Source organism: Streptococcus sp. 2021WUSS109, from assembly GCF_044427305.1.
Classification (GTDB): Bacteria; Bacillota; Bacilli; order Lactobacillales; family Streptococcaceae; genus Streptococcus; species Streptococcus suis.
In genome coordinates, this window is sequence record NZ_JAOTGF010000009.1 from 67,353 (window position 1) to 85,923 (window position 18,571).

Here is an 18,571-nt window from a genome sequence, read left to right on the forward strand (position 1 = left end):
GAGTTAAAATTTTTCTTTCAATGAATTATTTGCTTATAGAGGTGAAAGTAGAGTTTGAGGACTCATTGCAATATTTATCACTTGTATAAATGTGTGTGATAACAGACTCAAAGACCAATTATCATTTTTTGAATAGAATAAACATAAACAAACGATAGAGAAAAAACAAATTCTGTTTTTAAATTATATGGTAGAATGGATTGTGTAGTAATAGACTCGCACATTTTGTGATATGGTCATTGTTAATGATAAATAGGAACTTTGAGTTGTAATCATGCTTGCTTGACTTGATAGGTGAAGTAAGCAGTTAACAGAAGGACTTAGGCACCTTATGAATACACAAGGTGCCTATTCTTTTCCCAAAAGCTCTACGCTTCTTGAACAAAATGATACTAAAGTTATTTACCATTGACATCCATACTTCCTTTTTTGAAAATACCTAAAGAAGGGCGAAAATACATTCTAAATTTATAGAGAACAAGGAGAAGGAATCATAATGAATCATCCAAAATTCACTTTGCGGAAGCTATCAATTGGACTTGTTTCGCTGGGAGCGGGGGTAGCTTTATCGGGAGCGCTCTATCCCCAAAATACTGTGACAGTATATGCAGAAACACCTACTTTGGAAAAAACTGCGGAGACAGATAGCACTTCTCCGATTATGGCTACTGCCGTCGTTGAAGACTCTAAAGTTGTCCAAGATAATGAAAACAAGGAAGGAGAGGTGGCTGAGTCCTCTTCTACTTCGGACTTACCAAAATCGAATGCAGAATCTGCTTCTCCTGAGGCATTAACGAATGAAAACGCTTCAGAGCCAACGGGGCAAGTTGCTGAAAACACTAGTTCTTCTGAAGGAAAAGCAACAGAAAAAGAAGAACCAGCCGTTCAGTATGTGGAGAAGGAAGTAGATGACTATTCTACTAATGTTGAAAAACCAAATGAAACAGTATCTAGTACAGTGGATAAAACTCCTAAAGAGCTTTTTACAGTTTCTCGAACAGCAGAAGTAGGGCAAGATGGAGTTGTCACAGTAACAACTCAAATTGTGCCGAAAGAAATTGATAAGGGTGCAGAAATAGTTGTCTTGGTGGATACATCTAAAAAAATGGATGAAGAGGCTAAAAAAACAGCTAAAGATAACATTATAAAGCTTGTCGAAAAGATGACTGACCCAACCAATGATCATAATTCTCGTAACTCTGTGCGTGTAATCGGTTTTAATCGCAAGTTGTCTGAATCTAAAGAAGTTAATAAGACCAATGTGAAAGATACAATAGATAACCTCTTTTCCAATGCTGAACAAAATTACAATTGGGGCGTAGATATGCAGGGAGCAATCCACGAAGCACGTCGCATTTTAGAAAGCGAGAAATCAGGGAAACGCAAACATATTGTACTTCTGTCACAAGGGGAGTCTACATTTAGTTATGATTTGACGGATGCTGCGAAAACAGAAACTAAGTATAAGACAATCAATGAAGATAAAGTGGTGCATACTAACCCTCTATTGCCTTGGCCATTTACATTTGATGTGACTGTCCGCAGAGCAAACTTGTTGGATGATGCACAGAGTTTAATAAACTTCTTGGATAAGATTGGTATTACCCGTTTCAATAAGGCTTTAGATGGGGTATCTACTGTAGCAGGATTAACTAAAATTCTTGGAGCATTTGTAAAAAATCCGTTAGACTATATTGATTTAGCTGATGTAGATAGTTCGAAGTTAGGAGAAAAGAACTTCAATTATGATAAACAAATTGGTGAAGGCTACCATTTCCGTAGCTTTTATGAGCGTAAGCTAGAGCCGTTGACATTTAGAGATCAAATTGTTCAAAAAATAAAGCACAATTTAAAAACAGAATTAGATAAGGCTAAGTTACCTACGAATACTCTCAGTTATATCGGTAAAAAGATTGGTTTGACAAATACCTCTGAAAAAGCAATTGACTTGTTTGCAAATTCCCTCGTTGATTACATTTTCTACGGTCGAAAAAATGTCTTTTACAATCATAACCTCTCTGCTCAGGCAGAAGCAAAGATTGCTACTGAGAAAGGGATTCATTTCTACGCTGTTGATGTGACAAAGAATGATGAACAAAAGAATAAATTTGATGACTACTTGAAAAAAATGTCCGGGGATAAGAGCGAGTTTTTAAATATTGACGAGAATGTTGCAGAAAAATTTAAAGATGTATTGACTAAAGTGACATTGGTAGATACTATAGAAAATGACGCTGAAATTATAGGAGAATTAAGTCATCCGAAAGCAAAGCTTACAACTCCTTCTCCTTCCTCTTGGTTTTTATCACTGTTCTCTAGCTCGAAAACAACTATTACCTTGGATCTTAATAAAGCTGATTTAATCGAGGCTTATCAAACTAACAAACCAATTTCTTTAACTTATCAGTTAAAATATAAAGGTAAGAAAAACAGAAACTCTCAAAAACTTGTAAGTACAGAAATTAGTCATACCATTAATGATAAAAACAAAGAGAAAAAGTATTCTTCTAAAATAACTCTTAACCATGAAACTAAGAAAGTTTTGGTTCCTGTTTCTAGTGAGCCAAAAGATACAGATAAGGTGGTAGACAAGTCAACAGGTATATCAAAAGTAGAAAATATGACACCTATGGTGACACCTGAAATGCCTAAACAGACAGAACCAAATGTTCCAGACTCAACTCTTCCAATGCAACCAGAGTTACCTAAAGAGACCGGAAAAACAGGTAATAATGTTGAGACAGAATCACCTAAGCCTATCGAAAACTCAACCGATGATTCAGCAAATAAACCAGACTCAACAACTCCGAAAACAACGGACAATATTATTATTCCAAATTCCACTCTTCCAATGAAGCCAGAAACAGCTGAAGAGACCGAAAAAACGGAAATTAATGTTGAACCAGCATCACCTAAGTCTATCGAAAAAACAACCGATGATTCAGCAAATAAATCAGATTCAACAATTCCGAAAGCAACGGACAATATTATTATTCCAAATCCCACTCTTCCAATGAAGCCAGATTCAACTGAAGAGACCGAAAAACCAGGAAATAATGTTGAACCAGAATCACCTAAGATTATCGAAGACTCAACCGATGATTCAGCAAATAAACCAGACTCAACAATTCCGAAAGCAACGGACAATATTATTATTCCAAATTCCACTTTTCCAATGAAGCCAGAGTCACCTAAAGAAATTGGTGAAACAGAAAACAGTGTTAAACCAGAATCACCTAAGCCTATCGAAGATACAGACAGTTCAGCAGGTACACAAAAATTGGATATTCCAAAAGTAATGGATACCCCAGATTTGTCTCGCCCAATGAAACCAGAGTCAACTGAAGAGATTGGTAAAGCAGAAAATAGTGATACTCCAGATTCTTCTAAGACTATTAAAGATTCAGATAACTCTGCTCCAATTTCTACTATCAAGGATAAAGTGAATGCCGAAACGGTGGCAAATCAGGTAGAGCTTGCTATGAATCAGAAATCACGTCTTTCTGACAATGTGGAGAAAGTATCTAGTGTGAATCGTTCAACCGAGAAGTCAAACTCGCTTCCATCTACTGGACAAGCTGATTCTCCAATCTATACGTTAACTGCCCTCTCTCTTCTTGTAGGAGCTCAGGTACTTTATCGTACAAAACGTAAGCAAGAATCGAAGTAAATGTTGGTCGTGTAATTTCTACTTGTATATACATATGGTTAATAGAGTAGAGATTATGCCTATAATAGTGATGGAATTGTTTTACCCTTCGTACAGATCCAAGTTTTAGGAAATCTTTGGAGATTGAATATAAAACGAGCCATTCGCAATAGCTGCAGAGGCTGAACTGGGAATGTAGAATAAATCTGTCAATCTATACTAGGCTGAGATGAGATATGGACATTGATTCTGAGAAGTATAGTTGGGCATAAACATAAATTTCAATAAAAATATTGAGATAGGTCATATAGTAAAACGCATAAAATCAACGTTCTTAGCAACATGATTTTATGCGTTTTTTGGCACTCTTTTCCTAAATTACACAAAATAAACCACCCGTGAAAACGGGTGGTCATGACTAGTAGGGGTCCACTCAGTCTTTGGTGATATGAGGATAGCTTGTGTTCAAATTATCTGTTAGATAACTAGTATAGAATATATGATAGAATAGTTAAACCGATAACATCAGCCACAGCATGTGCTAGGAAAAATGGTAATAAATTTTTAGGTTTTATTTTTTGATAAAGTAGATAGAAAATAGTTCCTAGAATTAAGCCTAAACCGAGTGCACTAATTAAACCTTGATAGGTATGGAAACTGCATCGAATAATTAACGAATACAAAAATGCCCATTTTGCATATTTAGGGTTAACCAGTAAGCACAGGTTAAGGAAGAAAATTTCTTCATAAAATCCGTTCAACAATGAGTACAAAATCAGTGATAAATCAATGTTAGGAAATAGTTGAAACATGGATGGAGTGTTGGAAGCTAGAAACTGATAGGATACTAGATGATAGATATCCAAGCATAATGCAGAAAAAATGAATAAGGCAACAGCTTGTAATGGAACCCAAGGAGTAATAAAAATATGTTTTTTCCAAATTGAGAAATCAAAATTTCGGAGTAATAGATAGAAGATGGCTATTGTGAGCCAAACTAACTGTAGAGCCAAAGCCTTATAATTATCCATTGGTGAAAATGTCAAATTTTCTTGAAGAGTTGTAGTTTGATTTTGTAAGGCTATGTATTGGAGAGTAGAGTTGATGATTCCATCTCCAAATAAAATAATTGTTAGAATGAGAATATCAAACCATTTTAATACGGTTAATTTTTTTGGACTCCACATAATGGGATAGCTCCTTTCATTTTTGTTTAGTTCAGTTTATCAAACCAATCTATATATGTCCTTGGTTTCATCTGTTTTTTATCTGTTTTAAACAAAAGAAGTCAAAAGAAAGCTGAAATAGCAGAACATGGTGCTCTATTTATCTATGATAGAGTTGCACCATTGTACGAATCGGTATATAATTGAAGTATAATAATATTTTATAATAGAACTTTACGAGGAGGTATAAAAATGTCAAGGATCTTGGTTGTCGAGGATGACATAGTTATTAGTCAAGTTGTTTGTGAGTTTTTAAAAGAACATGGTTATCAGGTAGAATCTGTTTTTGATGGAAAGGTTGCTTTAGAAAGGTTTCAAGAAGAACAATTCGATTTAATTGTTTTAGATATCATGATTCCGTCTATGACAGGTTTGGAAGTACTGAAGGAAATTCGCAAAACTTCTCAGATTCCAATTTTGATGCTGACAGCCATGGGTGACGAATATACACAGCTTATTAGTTTTAATCAGATTATAAGTGATTATGTTGTTAAACCATTTTCACCAACTATATTGGTAAAACGGATTGAGAATATTTTGAGAGGAAAAGGAGATACAGATAGCATTGAGATAGGAACAATTCTTATTCAACCAACTAGCGGGGCAGTTTATATGGAAGAAGAAGAAGTTCAATTGACGAAAAAAGAATATGAAGTTTTACTATATTTAGCTAAACGACGTGGGAAAATTGTTAGTCGTGATAACTTGATGATGGGAATATGGGGATATACGGAATTGGATAGTCGTGTCTTAGATAATCATATCAAGAATATACGTAAAAAATTGCCGTCACTTCCTTTGAAGACAGTAGTTGGTCGCGGTTATCAAATAGAGGATACTTGATATGGGGATTGCTAGAAAAAATTTCATAGTTGTTGCTGTGATGATTTCTTTCATCTCTGTAACATTGTTAGGGTTATTGTATTATGCCATGCCTATATATTATAATCAGGTTAAGAAACAGGAATTGAGACACGATTATATGACTGTGGCTAAACAATTGGATGGGATGCCAGAAGCTAAGATTATATCTGAGATTGATGATTTCGACAGAAAAACTCCGAATATTATTATTAGTCTTTTTTCGAGTGATAGAGAAATTATTTATCCAGACCCCAATGATGAAATGGCTAAAAAGCATGAGAACGAGTATTTAGAAAATGGGGATTTTGATGAAATTGGTTCTTGGGGAGCCGAGATAACATCTGCAGAAGGAGTTACATATTATCTGTTATTTAATTATGGATTTCACTCGTTATCTGATGTCAGTCAAACATTGGTAACTTTTTATCCATTCATATTGCTGTTGATTATTGTTCTGGCAGTTTCGGTAGCTTTTGTTTACAGTAGGCTGTCCACTCGTAGAATAGCAAGAATTTCAGAAACAACAAGACGGATGCAATCGTTAGAATCCGGAATCAGTTGTGCTGTTGTAGGAACAGATGAAATAACAGCATTGGCTCAGGATATTAACAGCCTGTATAGCAAGTTATTGTCAAGTATCGATGAATTAAGGACGGAAAATGAACGTGCTATGGCACGTGAGAAGGAGAAGTCTGATTTCCTTCGTATCACATCACACGAATTAAAAACTCCAATAGCTAGTATGTTGGGGTTAGTCGAAGGCATGATTTATAATGTGGGGCCATTTAAGGACCATGATACATATTTAAAAAAATGCAAGGAAATCTTGCAGGAACAATCTGAGCTAGTTCATTCTATTTTAGAAGCGACAAATCTTGATATGGCTTTAAAGGAAAGCAGAGAACAAATCCGATTAGATGAGTTGATTGATTCCTCTTTAACAAGTTATCAGAGTTTGGCAGAGGTTAAGGGCTATCAATTTGAAGTAGAACTATCACCGGTTCTCATTGAAGGAAATCCTGTTTATTTTTTAAAAGCTATTAAGAATATTTTAGATAATGCCTTTCGGTACTCATGTAAAGAAGCTATTATTCGTGTAGTACTGCGCCAAAATCAATTAATAATCGAAAATCAGGTTGAACGTGTTTTAAGTGACGAGGAATTGGATCAAGTCTTTCGTCCATTCTATCGACCAGACTACAGCCGTGATAAGAAAGATGGTGGCACAGGGATTGGTTTGTTTATTGTACAGAAAATATTAGAAAAACACGGCTTTCCGTACACTTTTTATGCTTCTGATACACAAACTATGCGTTTTATGATTCATTTGCAATCACAAATTACAGCGAATAGCAATGAATTGATATAGGTAAAATTACAATAAAAGAGACATGATTTCATGCATTTTTGAAAACAGGTCTCTTTTATTGTAGTCTCAAATGGAAAATAGGAAAAAAACAGGAGGGGAATAGAATGGCGACAGTCTAACTTTGTATAATGAATGTGTTTGATAAAATCTGTTAAAATACAGGAGGGATTTATGATTGTTTTTTTGGTTATTTGTATTTTTTTAGTGAGAATCTATTTTTTGAAGATTTCAATTAAAAACGAAAAACGGATTTTGAAAAACGGCGGTTCAGAATTTGGTGTTCAAAATACTAAATTATTAACAGTTGTACATATTCTATTTTATTTATCATGTTTGATTGAAGCAGTAGTGCGACACACCAAGTTTGATACGCTTAGTAGCTTAGGTTTGATATTCTTGCTGTTTTCAATGGGAATGTTATTTTGGGTAACACGATTGTTAGGTGATATTTGGACAGTTAAGCTCATGTTGGTAAAGGATCATCGTTTTGTTGATCATTGGTTGTTTCGTGTTGTAAAGCATCCTAACTATTTCCTAAATATTATACCAGAATTAATCGGTTTAGCTTTATTGTGTCATGCAACATATAGTTTTCTCATCTTATTCCCAGTCTACATGGTTATCTTATACAGACGTATTCACGAGGAAAATAACTTGTTGAAAACAGTGATTATTCCAAACGGAACTGTGCAGTCTGCATCAGAGATAACTGGAAGTAATTAAAGTTTGCTAAATAATAATAGTGATATTGTTTGAAACTAGGATACCGCTCTAATTAGAGTTGATGAGTAAGTTTACATGATTCAGTTTTCATATTTAAAAGTGGTACCGTATGTGTAAATTGGCTTCTGTCAGTTGTATATAATAAAGAAACTCTTGCAAAAGTGTATGTTGCAAGAGTTTCTTTATTGCTACGAGAGGCTATGGATGTTTACGGATTCTCTACGGAGAATGTATCGGCGTGAGCAAGGTCACCATAGGTATAACCGAGATTAAACCATTTTTTCCTTTGCTCAGAAGTGCCGTGGGTAAAACTGTCTGGAACAGTACGGCCGTAGGCTTCCTGTTGAAGAGTATCGTCACCAACTGCATGGGCAGCATTCATAGCTTCGTCAATATCACCAGCATCCAAGATGCCTTGTCCATCAACATATTTGGCCCAGGCTCCTGCATAATAGTCAGCTTGCAATTCTAAGCGAACATTTAGCGCATTGCCTTCCTTATCGGATAGTTGAGCCCGTTTTTGATGGTAGTCCCCAAGAACTTCTAATTCATTTTGAACATGGTGACCAACTTCATGAGCTATGACATAGGCCATGGCAAAGTCACCAGCAGCCTTATACTTGCTAGATAATTCTTGATAGAAAGAAGTATCAATATAAATCTTGCGGTCAGCAGAGCAATAGAATGGACCAGCTTGGGCGGAACCAACTCCACATCCGGTTTGGGTCTGGTTAGTATAGAAAACCATAGTCGGTGCATTGTAGGTTAAACCATTGGCTTTAAATTCTTGGACCCAAAAATCTTCTGTCGATCCTAAAACCTTACTCATGAATTCAGCATCTGCATCAGACACATCTGTACCAGTCGTTGTGACTTGACTCGATTGGTAAGGATTGGTCCCTGTTGATGGGGAAAGCAGCCCACCAAGGTTTGACATGCCTCCGAAGGCTAATAAAAGGACAAGAACAAGTAGTTTTCCTTTCCAACCAAGTCGTGAAAAGAGTAGTCCCAATAGAACATTTCCGCCAGATGAACCAGACGAGAAAGATGAGTTAGAACTGGATTGTCCCCTGCGGTCCTCAATGTTAGAACTTTTTCGTAAATCATCAATTTTCATATAAATCTCCTTAGAACCTATCAACAAGTTCTTATTTTCTCACAAACTATTATATAGCAAATTGTTGAAAAAAACACAGGAAAGCTATCGGAAATAATAGGCCTAGTTCTGTATAAAAGTGCAAAATTTGGTATAATAGTAGGGATACAATATAGAAGGAGTGGACATGGTTGAATATTTATCGGTTAGTCATCTAACTAAGTATTTAAAATTAAAGTTTGACCGCGATCCGTATTTGGAGAAGGTGTATTTGACAGGTCAAGTGTCCAACTTCCGTAAACGCCCTAGCCATCAATATTTTTCGCTCAAGGATGACAAGGCAGTCATCCAAGCGACCATGTGGGCAGGCGTCTATAAGAATCTGGGCTTTGAGCTTGAAGAGGGAATGAAAATCAATGTCATTGGGCGCATTCAGCTCTATGAACCAAATGGTTCTTATTCCATTGTCATTGAAAAAGCGGAGCCAGATGGTATTGGAGCCTTGGCTATCAAGTTTGAGCAGCTCAAACAAGCTCTGACACAGGAAGGCTTATTTAAAGAAGAATTCAAGCAAGCCTTGCCACGGTTTACCAAGAAAATCGGTGTCATTACTAGTCCAAGTGGAGCCGTTATTCAGGATATTATTACAACCGTTAGCCGACGTTTTCCAGGCGTAGAGATTGTTCTCTATCCGACCAAGGTGCAAGGAGATGGTGCTGCTCAGGAGGTTGTTGCCAATATCCAAAGAGCCAATGAACGGGATGACTTGGATGTTCTGATTGTTGGTCGTGGTGGTGGTTCTATCGAAGACCTTTGGGCATTCAATGAGGAAATTGTGGTTCGGGCAATTTTTGAATCCAGAATTCCTATTATCTCAAGTGTTGGGCATGAAACCGATACAACCTTGGCTGATTTTGTAGCAGATAAACGAGCTGCTACCCCAACAGCTGCCGCAGAATTAGCAACACCTGTGACCAAGGCAGATTTACTGGGATACCTCAATCAGCAGGAAAATAGAGCCTATCAGGCCATGACAAATCGTTTGAAATTCCTGAGAGGTCAGCTTGAAAAAATTAGCCAGTCAGTCATGTTCCGCCAGCCTGAACGCCTGTATGATGGTTATTTACAAAAATTAGACCGCTTGACCAATCAATTGCAGACACGGATGAAAGAACTCTATAGCCAGCAGAAACAGGCTAGTCTCCTACTACAGCAACGATTACAAGGTGTGCATCTAGGTCGTAAAGTAGAGAGTTTCCAGGAAAGAATTATCCAGCAGGAACGACTCTTGAAGAGCAACATGGCCAATATCTATGATAATAAGATGGCCAAGGCGGATAAGCTGATTGAGGCCTTGACTATGCTGGATACCAGTCGCATCGTGGCCCGTGGCTACGCCATGATTCGTCAAGATGGTCGGGTGATTGATAGTGTAGAAAATGTACAAATGGGTGAAAACCTAACCATCCAGATGAAGGATGGTCAACTTGATGTGGAGGTAAAACATGTCCAAACAGACGAAAACATTTGAAGAAAACTTAGCTGAATTAGAAGGAATCGTAACCAAATTGGAGCGAGGCGATGTGGCTCTGGAAGAAGCACTTGCTGAGTTTCAAAAAGGAATGGTCCTATCGAAAGACCTACAAAAGACACTAGCAGAAGCTGAAAAGACCTTGGTCAAGGTCATGCAGGCGGATGGTAGTGAAGCGGAGATGGACTAATGGTTGCCAGTAAATTGCAGCGACTTGAGGAAGCCATGGCAGACTTTTACCAAACTCAGGTAGCAGAACGCCTCAACCAATCGGTTCTTTATTCGCTACAGGCTGGTGGGAAACGAATTCGTCCCTTGCTTTTATTGACCATCTTAGAGTCTTTTGGAATGGAATTAAAACAATCTCATTACCAAGTGGCAGCCTGTGTCGAGTTGATCCATACGGGAAGTTTGATTCACGATGACCTGCCTGCTATGGATAATGATGATTACCGTCGTGGTCGCTTGACCAACCACAAGGTTTACGATGAAGCAACAGCTATTTTAGCAGGGGACAGTCTCTTTCTAGATCCATTTGGTTTCCTAGCCCAAGTTGATTTACCAGCTGAGACCATCCTTGCTCTCGTGAGAGAGCTTTCCCAGGCATCTGGGACCTTTGGAATGGTTGCCGGGCAGGTCCTAGACATGGCAGGAGAAGGACAGAATTTGACCTTAGAGCAATTACAAGCCATTCATGCCAATAAGACAGGGAAATTATTGACCTTTCCCTTTGTAGCAGCAGGTTTGATTGCTGGACAATCGAATGCGGTAATCAGCCATTTTCGACAAGCAGGTCAATTAGTTGGTCTAGCCTTTCAAGTTCGGGATGATATTTTGGATGTGACAGCCACTTTTGAGGAAATCGGAAAAACTCCCCAAAAAGATGTATTGGCTGAGAAAACTACCTACCCTGCTCTGATGGGCTTGGAGGCCTCAAAAGTATTTCTAGAAGATAGTTTGAATCAAGCAATCAACGAGCTAGATCAAGTGGCTAAACAAGTCCCATTTTCAACAGAAAAAATCAAAGAAATCATAGAAAGTTTACGAATCAATGGCTAAGGAAAGAGTAGATGTACTAGCTTTTAAACAGGGGCTTTTCGAGACGCGGGAGCAGGCCAAACGCGGCGTCATGGCTGGACTGGTTGTGTCGGTCATCAATGGCGAACGTTATGACAAACCCGGCGAGAAAATTGATGAGGGAATTGAACTCAAACTCAAGGGGGAAAAACTCAAGTATGTCAGCCGTGGTGGTCTCAAATTGGAGAAAGCCTTGCAGGTTTTCCAATTATCAGTTGAGGGTCAAACAACGATTGATATTGGGGCTTCTACAGGCGGATTTACGGATGTTATGTTGCAGGCTGGTGCCAAGCAGGTCTATGCTGTGGATGTCGGGACCAACCAACTGGCTTGGAAATTACGTCAGGACGAACGTGTGATCAGCATGGAACAGTACAATTTCCGCTATGCTGAGTTGGGAGATTTCGAACTTGGTCAACCAAGTTTTGCGTCCATTGACGTCAGCTTTATCTCATTGAGTCTGATTTTGCCAGCACTCCATCGTATTTTAGCGGAGGGTGGCCAGGTTGTTGCCCTTGTCAAACCCCAATTCGAGGCTGGACGTGAACAGATTGGGAAAAATGGCATTGTCAAGGATAAATCCGTTCACTTGAAAGTATTGGAAGATGTGACAAAAATGGCCGTGGAAACAGGCTTCTCAGTCAAAGCCCTTAGCTTTTCCCCTGTTCAAGGCGGTCATGGCAATATCGAATTTTTAGCGCACTTAGAAAAATCAACACAACCAAACCAGATTGATAAAGAGGTCATAACAACTACAGTCTATCAAGCACATGAGGAATTTAAAAAGGATGAATAAACGAGAACGATTAGAAGTCATTAAAGATTTGGTAGTCCGATTTCCTATTGATACACAGGAAGAAATTGTTGAACGTCTAGAAGCAATGGGTGTCAATGCGACACAAGCAACGGTTTCACGTGATATCAAGGAACTTGGCATTATTAAGGTTCCATCAGCAGATAAGGGATATATTTACGGTTTACCAAAGGCAGGTCTTGTTAAGGTAAAATCGCAGAATGTTTTTGAAGTCTCAGTGATGGATAAAATGATTAATCTCCGTCTGGTACCCGGAAGTTCTGCTGTGGTAAAACGCCAGATTTTGGAACAATTTCAAGAACATGTTTTTTCAGTAATTGCTGATGATGACAGTATTCTGCTCATTGTTACAAACGAAGGTATTATTTCGCAAATCGAACAGACGGTTAGAGGGTGGTAGCCATGTTACTAGAAGTGTCCATTAAAAACTTCGCCATTATTGAGCAGGTATCACTGAATTTTGAAAACGGGATGACCATCCTATCTGGTGAAACAGGTGCAGGTAAATCCATTATCATTGATGCCATGAATCTGATGCTAGGGGCGCGTGCGACGACAGATGTTATCAGACATGGGGCCGCCAAGGCTGAGATTGAAGGGCTTTTTTCCTTTGAAAATAGCAGAGCTCTCGAGCAGATTTTGCTTGAACAGGGGATTGAAGTAGCTGACGAACTCATTATCCGTCGTGAAATCCTACAAAATGGCCGTTCGGTTAGCCGTGTCAATGGACAAATGGTCAATTTATCTGTCTTGAAACAGATTGGGCAATATTTAGTAGATATTCATGGTCAACATGACCAGGAAGAATTGATGAAGTCCCAACACCATATCCGTCTTTTGGACAGTTTCGGAGAAGATGAGTTTTGGAGTCTTAAAGACCGTTATCAGACAACCTTTGATGCCTATCGTAGTCTTCGCAAACGAGTTCTTGAAAAGCAAAAAAATGAGCAGGAACACAAGGCGCGGATTGAGATGTTGGAATACCAAATTGCTGAAATCGAAGCAGCAGATTTGAAGTCTGGCGAAGATATTCAACTCAATCAGGAACGCGATAAACTGCTCAACCACAAACAAATTGCAGATACACTGACCAATGCCTATGCACTGTTAGACAATGAAGATTTTTCAAGCTTGAACAACCTACGCTCAGCTATGAGTGACTTGCAAAGTCTGGAAGAATTTGATCCAGACTACAAACAGCTCTCTTCTAGCCTGACAGAAGCTTATTATGTCGTTGAAGATGTGACCAAGCGTCTCAGCGATGTGGTGGACAATCTAGACTTTGATGGCAATCGTCTCTTGCAATTGGAAAGTCGTCTGGATTTGCTCAATACCATTACGAAGAAATATGGTGGAACTGTCGATGATGTTTTGGACTATTTTAGTAAAATCGGTGAAGAATACAATCTATTGACAGGCAATGATTTATCTGGTGATGATTTGGAAGTTCAGCTTAAGAACTTAGAGAAAGAATTGGTTGAACGAGCAGGTCAGCTCAGCCAATCACGCCATGAATTAGCTGTTGTTTTAGAAGATATTATCCGCCAAGAATTGCAAGACTTGTATATGGAGAAAGCTCGTTTCCAAGTTCGATTTACCAAAGGAAAATTTAATCGAGAAGGAAATGAAACGGTAGAATTTTATATATCCACCAACCCTGGAGAAGACTTCAAACCTCTCGTTAAGGTGGCTTCTGGAGGAGAATTGTCTCGCTTGATGTTGGCCATTAAGTCAGCCTTTGCCCGTAAAGAAGGTAAAACATCTATTGTCTTTGATGAGGTGGATACAGGGGTATCTGGACGTGTGGCCCAGGCAATTGCCCAGAAAATTTATAAAATCGGACAATATGGGCAAGTATTGGCGATTTCTCATCTACCACAAGTCATTGCCATCGCAGATTATCAGTTTTTTATTGAGAAAATATCCGACGAACATTCGACCGTTTCTCGTGTCCGTCTCTTGACCAAAGAAGAGCGTATTGAGGAAATTGCCAAGATGTTAGCCGGTGACAAAATCACAGATGCAGCCCGTAATCAAGCAAAAGAATTAGTAGAAAAAGGTTAGGCGACTAGCCTTTTTGCTTATGTCCAAAGTTTATTTTTTAGTCAAAATTTGTTATAATAGATGGCAAAATTGAAGAGAATTGTAGGATGAAATATGTCAAAGATTAAGATTGTTACGGATTCAAGTACGACTATCGAACCCAGTTTGGTCGAAGAATTGAATATAACAGTTGTTCCATTATCTGTAATGGTTGACGGAGTCGTATACTCTGACAACGATTTAAAAGAAGGAGAATTCTTGGAGCTCATGCGTGGGTCAAAAAACTTGCCAAAAACAAGTCAGCCCCCAGTAGGACTCTTTGCGGAAACTTTTGCTGAATTGGCTAAAGACGGCAGTCAGATTATTGCCATTCTCTTGTCGCATGCCTTATCAGGGACAGTAGAAGCTGCTAGACAAGGTGCAACCCTTTCTGGTGCTGATGTGACAATCCTCGATTCAAGCTTTACAGATCAGGCTGAAAAATTCCAAGTTGTAGAAGCAGCACGCATGGCACAAGCTGGTGCCAGCAAAGAAGAAATCCTTGCAGCTATTGAAACAGTCAAAGAAAAAACGGAATTATACATCGGTGTATCAACCCTAGAAAATCTAGTCAAGGGTGGTCGTATTGGACGTGTTCAAGGGATGCTGAGTAGCCTACTCAATATCCGTGTCATCATGGAAATGAAAGACCATCAGCTGACTCCGATTGTCAAAGGACGAGGTAATAAGACCTTTAAAAAATGGCTGGAAGAGTTCACGGCAACTCTAGCAGATAAAAAAGTGGCCGAGATTGGTATTTCCTATTCAGGAACGGCTGATTTTGCAAATGAAATGAAGAGTCAATTACAAGAGTACGTCTCAAAAGAAATTTCTGTCTTAGAGACAGGCTCCATTATTCAAACTCATACCGGTGAGGATGCCTGGGCTATTTTGATTCGTTATGAATAACAGGAAGTTGATTCAAGGCTTTGTTTTCTTTTTTCTGGCAATTCTAGGGTCGATTTTTCTATTTCATCAACTCATTCCTGTTGCTTCATCTCGCATCTCCAGACAAGAGCTTACCGTATCAGAAAAAATCAGTTTTCGATATGTGGCACTTGGTGATTCTTTGACAGAAGGTGTTGGAGATACAACTGGACAGGGGGGCTTTGTTCCCTTGGTGGCTCAATCTCTAACTAACGATTATGGTTATGGAGTAGATTATAAAAATTTCGGAGTTTCTGGGAATACCAGTAATCAGATTCTTAAGCGAATGAAGGAAGATGGAGAGCTGATAAGCTACTTAAAAACAGCAGATCTGTTAACTCTGACAGTTGGTGGCAATGATTTGCGCAAGGCTATTATTAAAAACATTGCCAATCTCAAAGTTTCAACTTTTGATAAGCCCGCAAAAGATTACGGAAAACGATTGGATACGATTATTAAGACAGCGCGTAAGAATAATCCAAATCTTCCCATCTATGTTGTCGGGATTTACAATCCACTCTACCTCAATTTTCCTGAATTGACAGAAATGCAGACAATTGTTGATAATTGGAATAAGATGACAGAACAGATAACGGAAAAATATCAACATGTCTACTTTGTTCCGATTAATGATTTGCTCTATAAAGGATTGGAAGGGGAGGCTGGTATTAGTCAAAATGGTAGCCAAGTTACCAATAATTTACTGTATGAGGAAGACAGTTTCCATCCCAATAATACTGGATATGAGATTATGAAAAAAGCGATATTGGAGAGAATGAATGAAACCACGGAAAGCTGGGAACCTTAATATTTGGAAATGGCTATTCTTAGCCCAGTTGGCTTTATTGATTGGTTGCGGAATAGTCCTCTATACACGGATTCAAACAGATAGAGAGGATTTAACAAAGCTCGTTCATACTAGTACAGAAGATACCAAGGTTGGGACCTTCTCCACTAACAGAGAACAGCTCAACCAAACCCTCACTAACTATCTAAAAGAGTATCAGATGGAAGAGTTTTCCTATCAATTATTCGTAACGAGTCAGCAAGTTGTTTTTGAAGGCAGCTATCAGATTTTTGGTGTGACTATCCCACTCTATATTTATTTTCAACCTAGCAAAATGGAAGATGGCAGTATTTTGTTACGGATAACAGAAATATCAGTTGGAAGTTTATCCTTGCCGAAAGCAGAGGTATTAGCTTATTTACAAAAAAATTATAAACTACCTGCCTTTGTAAAAATAGACTCAGAACAAGCGCAAGTACAGGTTCAACTGACAGAACTGAAGAACAAATTTGGTCTGTATGGAAAGGCGAATACGATTGATTTGTACAACGACCAATTCATTGTTGATATCTACAGAAAAAGACAGTAAAATAGCATTAAAAACTTGACCAAACGCCTAAAATTCGGTACTATATAGAAGTGAGTAATAACTCAGAAAATTATTGGAGGACTTAGCAAATGGCTAATAAACAAGATTTGATTGCAAAAGTTGCAGAAGCAACTTCATTGACTAAAAAAGACTCAGCAGTAGCTGTTGATGCAGTATTCGGAGCAGTGGCAGACTACCTTGCAGCTGGTGAAAAAGTACAATTGATCGGTTTCGGTAACTTTGAAGTTCGTGAGCGTTCAGCACGTACAGGTCGCAACCCTCAAACAGGTGCAGAAATCGAAATCGCAGCTTCAAAAGTTCCAGCATTCAAAGCTGGTAAAGCTCTTAAAGACGCGGTTAAATAATTTAACGTGAAAAAAGCCTATTGTATCAACGTTTCTACGTTGTGCAGTAGGCTTTTTTCTTGTTTAAGGGGCAAATAAGGGGCAAAACTTTAGTAGTTTTCCATGATATCTGCCACATTTGATTTCATCTTCTTGGTAACATGGGTATAAATTTGGATAGTTGTCTTGGCATCTGCATGCCCCACACGGTCCATAATAGCTTTTAAAGGGACATTATTCTCAGCAAGACGGCTGACAAGGGTATGACGGAAGATGTGGCTGGTTAGGTTTTTCTGTATAGGTATCTCAAGCCGTTCATTTGCTTTTTTTAGAGCCAAGTTGAAAGAGTTAGTTTGCATCGGTACACCATTCTTGGTTGTAAAGATGTAGCCCATATCTTTATATCGTGGGTTGGTATTTTTTTCTAGCTCATTCATAAATTCAAACTCTTGAATAATTTCCATTTCTCGCTTGGTCATGAGTGTTTCACGGTATGAAGCGACGGTCTTTGGAGTTGTTTTCTCCCCGTTGCGGTAGCCTTCAGTATGATCATAGGTTCCATGGAGTTCTAATTGCCTGGTCTCAAAATTTCGGTCTTCAGGCTCAATACAGATTAACTCTCCAATTCGACAACCGTTCAAGCTCATAAATTCTCCGGCTAACCCAATCCGGTATGTGCTAGGTCTGCGACAGAGTTCTGCAAGTAGTGGTTTTATTTCGTCTTCCTCAAGATATTTTTCTTCAATCTTTTTCCAGTCTTCCAAAGTCTTTTTGATCCGTGGCAGTTTGGCTCGTCTAGCAGGATTGTCTTTGATAATGTCCAGGTCGACCGCATAATCAAAAGCAAGGTTCAACATGGATTTGTTACGCTCTTTCTTGTTCCTAGAGCAATCCAGGTTGTCAAGGTAATTTTGGACGTATTTTGGGTCAATATTGACTACTTTGACGCCAATACCGAAACTCTCTCTTATTTCTTTAATATTGCCCTTCAGAGAAGCGATAGAGGTACGTTTGATTTCTTGTTGGTAGAAAGTCCACCATTGGTCAAAAAGGTCTGTGAATAGCATTTCCGATGTTTTGAGCTGAGCTAATCTTTCTGCGATCCTTTGTTCAAGGATTTTTTGAGCTTGTTTTTGTGCCCTACTCGAATTACTTGTTAAAATAGTAGCTACTCTTTTCCAAGTTCCAGTGTATGGATCTTTGAATCGTTCAAAAAATTTATATCTACCGTCTGGAAGTTGTTCATCCCACATTGTTTTTACCTCATTTCTGTGTTAAAATGGGTATAAAGAAAAGGGCTTTTTAATGCCTAATTCTTTATACATGTTGCCTTGCGCTCTCCTCGACCAAAATTTGAGCGTGGGGCTTTTTTATTTTTTTCTAAAGTATGCTATAATGTAATCAAAAATAGCAGGCAGGTGGTAAATATGGTTAAGGTTAGAAAAATTCCAGTGGTGGTTGACGCAGAGCAAATCAGTGAAGTACAGTATATA

Annotated in this window: 17 protein-coding genes; 14 read left to right on the forward strand and 3 right to left on the reverse strand. The window is 38.5% G+C overall.

The window, feature by feature from the left end; genetic code table 11:
* Nucleotides 1-496: 496 nt before the first annotated feature.
* Nucleotides 497-3,670, forward strand: a complete 3,174-nt coding sequence (locus tag ODU37_RS05020) for a serum opacification factor (protein WP_249562142.1) — start codon at nt 497-499, stop codon at nt 3,668-3,670.
* 464 nt (nt 3,671-4,134) lie between these two features.
* Here the strand turns inward: ODU37_RS05020 and ODU37_RS05025 are convergent, their stop codons facing one another.
* Nucleotides 4,135-4,836 carry a CPBP family intramembrane glutamic endopeptidase gene (locus tag ODU37_RS05025; protein ID WP_024382375.1) on the reverse strand — a complete coding sequence of 234 codons (702 nt, stop codon included), beginning with the start codon at nt 4,834-4,836 and terminating at the stop codon, nt 4,135-4,137.
* 231 nt (nt 4,837-5,067) lie between these two features.
* Between ODU37_RS05025 and ODU37_RS05030 the strand changes: the two genes are divergently transcribed.
* From ODU37_RS05030 to ODU37_RS05040, 3 genes are all read left to right on the forward strand, one after another.
* Entirely contained in the window at nt 5,068-5,718 is a 651-nt protein-coding gene (locus ODU37_RS05030; RefSeq protein WP_023371212.1) for a response regulator transcription factor, read from the forward strand.
* A gap of 1 nt (nt 5,719) precedes the next feature.
* Nucleotides 5,720-7,108: a HAMP domain-containing sensor histidine kinase gene (locus ODU37_RS05035; RefSeq protein WP_105095566.1), complete on the forward strand. Its 1,389-nt coding sequence runs from the start codon at nt 5,720-5,722 to the stop codon at nt 7,106-7,108.
* A gap of 171 nt (nt 7,109-7,279) precedes the next feature.
* Entirely contained in the window at nt 7,280-7,831 is a 552-nt protein-coding gene (locus tag ODU37_RS05040; RefSeq protein WP_024400287.1) for an isoprenylcysteine carboxyl methyltransferase family protein, read from the forward strand.
* Between the two features lie 208 nt (nt 7,832-8,039).
* Here ODU37_RS05040 and ODU37_RS05045 read toward each other — a convergent pair whose 3' ends face one another.
* Nucleotides 8,040-8,948, reverse strand: a complete 909-nt coding sequence (locus ODU37_RS05045; protein WP_249562143.1) for a neutral zinc metallopeptidase — start codon at nt 8,946-8,948, stop codon at nt 8,040-8,042.
* 166 nt (nt 8,949-9,114) lie between these two features.
* On the opposite strand from ODU37_RS05045, the gene xseA reads away from it, so the two are divergent.
* The 10 genes from xseA (at nt 9,115) to ODU37_RS05095 (ending at nt 17,099) form a co-directional block, all read left to right on the forward strand.
* Nucleotides 9,115-10,458: an exodeoxyribonuclease VII large subunit gene (gene xseA, locus ODU37_RS05050; RefSeq protein ID WP_249562144.1), complete on the forward strand. Its 1,344-nt coding sequence runs from the start codon at nt 9,115-9,117 to the stop codon at nt 10,456-10,458.
* Complete coding sequence (locus tag ODU37_RS05055; RefSeq protein ID WP_002936269.1) at nt 10,433-10,648, forward strand: exodeoxyribonuclease VII small subunit; 216 nt, start codon at nt 10,433-10,435, stop codon at nt 10,646-10,648. Before xseA ends, ODU37_RS05055 begins: the two co-directional genes overlap by 26 nt.
* A complete protein-coding gene (locus ODU37_RS05060; RefSeq protein ID WP_398580432.1) occupies nt 10,648-11,517 on the forward strand; it encodes a polyprenyl synthetase family protein in 870 nt (289 codons plus the stop codon). Before ODU37_RS05055 ends, ODU37_RS05060 begins: the two co-directional genes overlap by 1 nt.
* Nucleotides 11,510-12,331 (forward strand): TlyA family RNA methyltransferase, encoded by an 822-nt coding sequence (locus ODU37_RS05065; RefSeq protein WP_105119522.1) that lies wholly within the window; start codon nt 11,510-11,512, stop codon nt 12,329-12,331. Before ODU37_RS05060 ends, ODU37_RS05065 begins: the two co-directional genes overlap by 8 nt.
* Nucleotides 12,324-12,749 carry an arginine repressor gene (locus ODU37_RS05070; protein ID WP_002936261.1) on the forward strand — a complete coding sequence of 142 codons (426 nt, stop codon included), beginning with the start codon at nt 12,324-12,326 and terminating at the stop codon, nt 12,747-12,749. The genes ODU37_RS05065 and ODU37_RS05070 overlap by 8 nt, the downstream gene beginning before the upstream one ends.
* A gap of 2 nt (nt 12,750-12,751) precedes the next feature.
* Nucleotides 12,752-14,413 carry a DNA repair protein RecN gene (gene recN, locus ODU37_RS05075; protein WP_105121364.1) on the forward strand — a complete coding sequence of 554 codons (1,662 nt, stop codon included), beginning with the start codon at nt 12,752-12,754 and terminating at the stop codon, nt 14,411-14,413.
* 93 nt (nt 14,414-14,506) lie between these two features.
* A complete protein-coding gene (locus tag ODU37_RS05080; protein WP_024386337.1) occupies nt 14,507-15,340 on the forward strand; it encodes a DegV family protein in 834 nt (277 codons plus the stop codon).
* Entirely contained in the window at nt 15,333-16,166 is an 834-nt protein-coding gene (locus ODU37_RS05085) for an SGNH/GDSL hydrolase family protein (RefSeq protein WP_105158561.1), read from the forward strand. The genes ODU37_RS05080 and ODU37_RS05085 overlap by 8 nt, the downstream gene beginning before the upstream one ends.
* On the forward strand, nt 16,138-16,734 hold the full coding sequence (locus ODU37_RS05090) for a YpmS family protein (RefSeq protein WP_024415222.1): 597 nt from the start codon (nt 16,138-16,140) through the stop codon (nt 16,732-16,734). Before ODU37_RS05085 ends, ODU37_RS05090 begins: the two co-directional genes overlap by 29 nt.
* 89 nt (nt 16,735-16,823) lie before the next feature.
* Entirely contained in the window at nt 16,824-17,099 is a 276-nt protein-coding gene (locus ODU37_RS05095) for an HU family DNA-binding protein (RefSeq protein WP_105158559.1), read from the forward strand.
* Between the two features lie 89 nt (nt 17,100-17,188).
* Here ODU37_RS05095 and ODU37_RS05100 read toward each other — a convergent pair whose 3' ends face one another.
* A complete protein-coding gene (locus ODU37_RS05100) occupies nt 17,189-18,331 on the reverse strand; it encodes a site-specific integrase (protein WP_249562145.1) in 1,143 nt (380 codons plus the stop codon).
* Between the last annotated feature and the right edge of the window lie 240 nt (nt 18,332-18,571).

Bases quoted from the DNA above. Each gene is read 5' to 3' on its own strand.
- ODU37_RS05095 (WP_105158559.1), top strand. From the start codon at position 16,824: ATGGCTAATAAACAAGATTTGATTGCAAAAGTTGCAGAAGCAACTTCA.
- ODU37_RS05070 (WP_002936261.1), top strand. From the start codon at position 12,324: ATGAATAAACGAGAACGATTAGAAGTCATTAAAGATTTGGTAGTCCGA.
- ODU37_RS05045 (WP_249562143.1), bottom strand. From the start codon at position 8,948: ATGAAAATTGATGATTTACGAAAAAGTTCTAACATTGAGGACCGCAGG.
- ODU37_RS05065 (WP_105119522.1), top strand. From the start codon at position 11,510: ATGGCTAAGGAAAGAGTAGATGTACTAGCTTTTAAACAGGGGCTTTTC.
- ODU37_RS05025 (WP_024382375.1), bottom strand. From the start codon at position 4,836: ATGTGGAGTCCAAAAAAATTAACCGTATTAAAATGGTTTGATATTCTC.
- recN (WP_105121364.1), top strand. From the start codon at position 12,752: ATGTTACTAGAAGTGTCCATTAAAAACTTCGCCATTATTGAGCAGGTA.
- ODU37_RS05085 (WP_105158561.1), top strand. From the start codon at position 15,333: ATGAATAACAGGAAGTTGATTCAAGGCTTTGTTTTCTTTTTTCTGGCA.
- ODU37_RS05060 (WP_398580432.1), top strand. From the start codon at position 10,648: ATGGTTGCCAGTAAATTGCAGCGACTTGAGGAAGCCATGGCAGACTTT.
- ODU37_RS05040 (WP_024400287.1), top strand. From the start codon at position 7,280: ATGATTGTTTTTTTGGTTATTTGTATTTTTTTAGTGAGAATCTATTTT.
- ODU37_RS05020 (WP_249562142.1), top strand. From the start codon at position 497: ATGAATCATCCAAAATTCACTTTGCGGAAGCTATCAATTGGACTTGTT.
- ODU37_RS05080 (WP_024386337.1), top strand. From the start codon at position 14,507: ATGTCAAAGATTAAGATTGTTACGGATTCAAGTACGACTATCGAACCC.
- ODU37_RS05035 (WP_105095566.1), top strand. From the start codon at position 5,720: ATGGGGATTGCTAGAAAAAATTTCATAGTTGTTGCTGTGATGATTTCT.
- ODU37_RS05030 (WP_023371212.1), top strand. From the start codon at position 5,068: ATGTCAAGGATCTTGGTTGTCGAGGATGACATAGTTATTAGTCAAGTT.
- ODU37_RS05100 (WP_249562145.1), bottom strand. From the start codon at position 18,331: ATGTGGGATGAACAACTTCCAGACGGTAGATATAAATTTTTTGAACGA.
- ODU37_RS05055 (WP_002936269.1), top strand. From the start codon at position 10,433: ATGTCCAAACAGACGAAAACATTTGAAGAAAACTTAGCTGAATTAGAA.
- xseA (WP_249562144.1), top strand. From the start codon at position 9,115: ATGGTTGAATATTTATCGGTTAGTCATCTAACTAAGTATTTAAAATTA.
- ODU37_RS05090 (WP_024415222.1), top strand. From the start codon at position 16,138: ATGAAACCACGGAAAGCTGGGAACCTTAATATTTGGAAATGGCTATTC.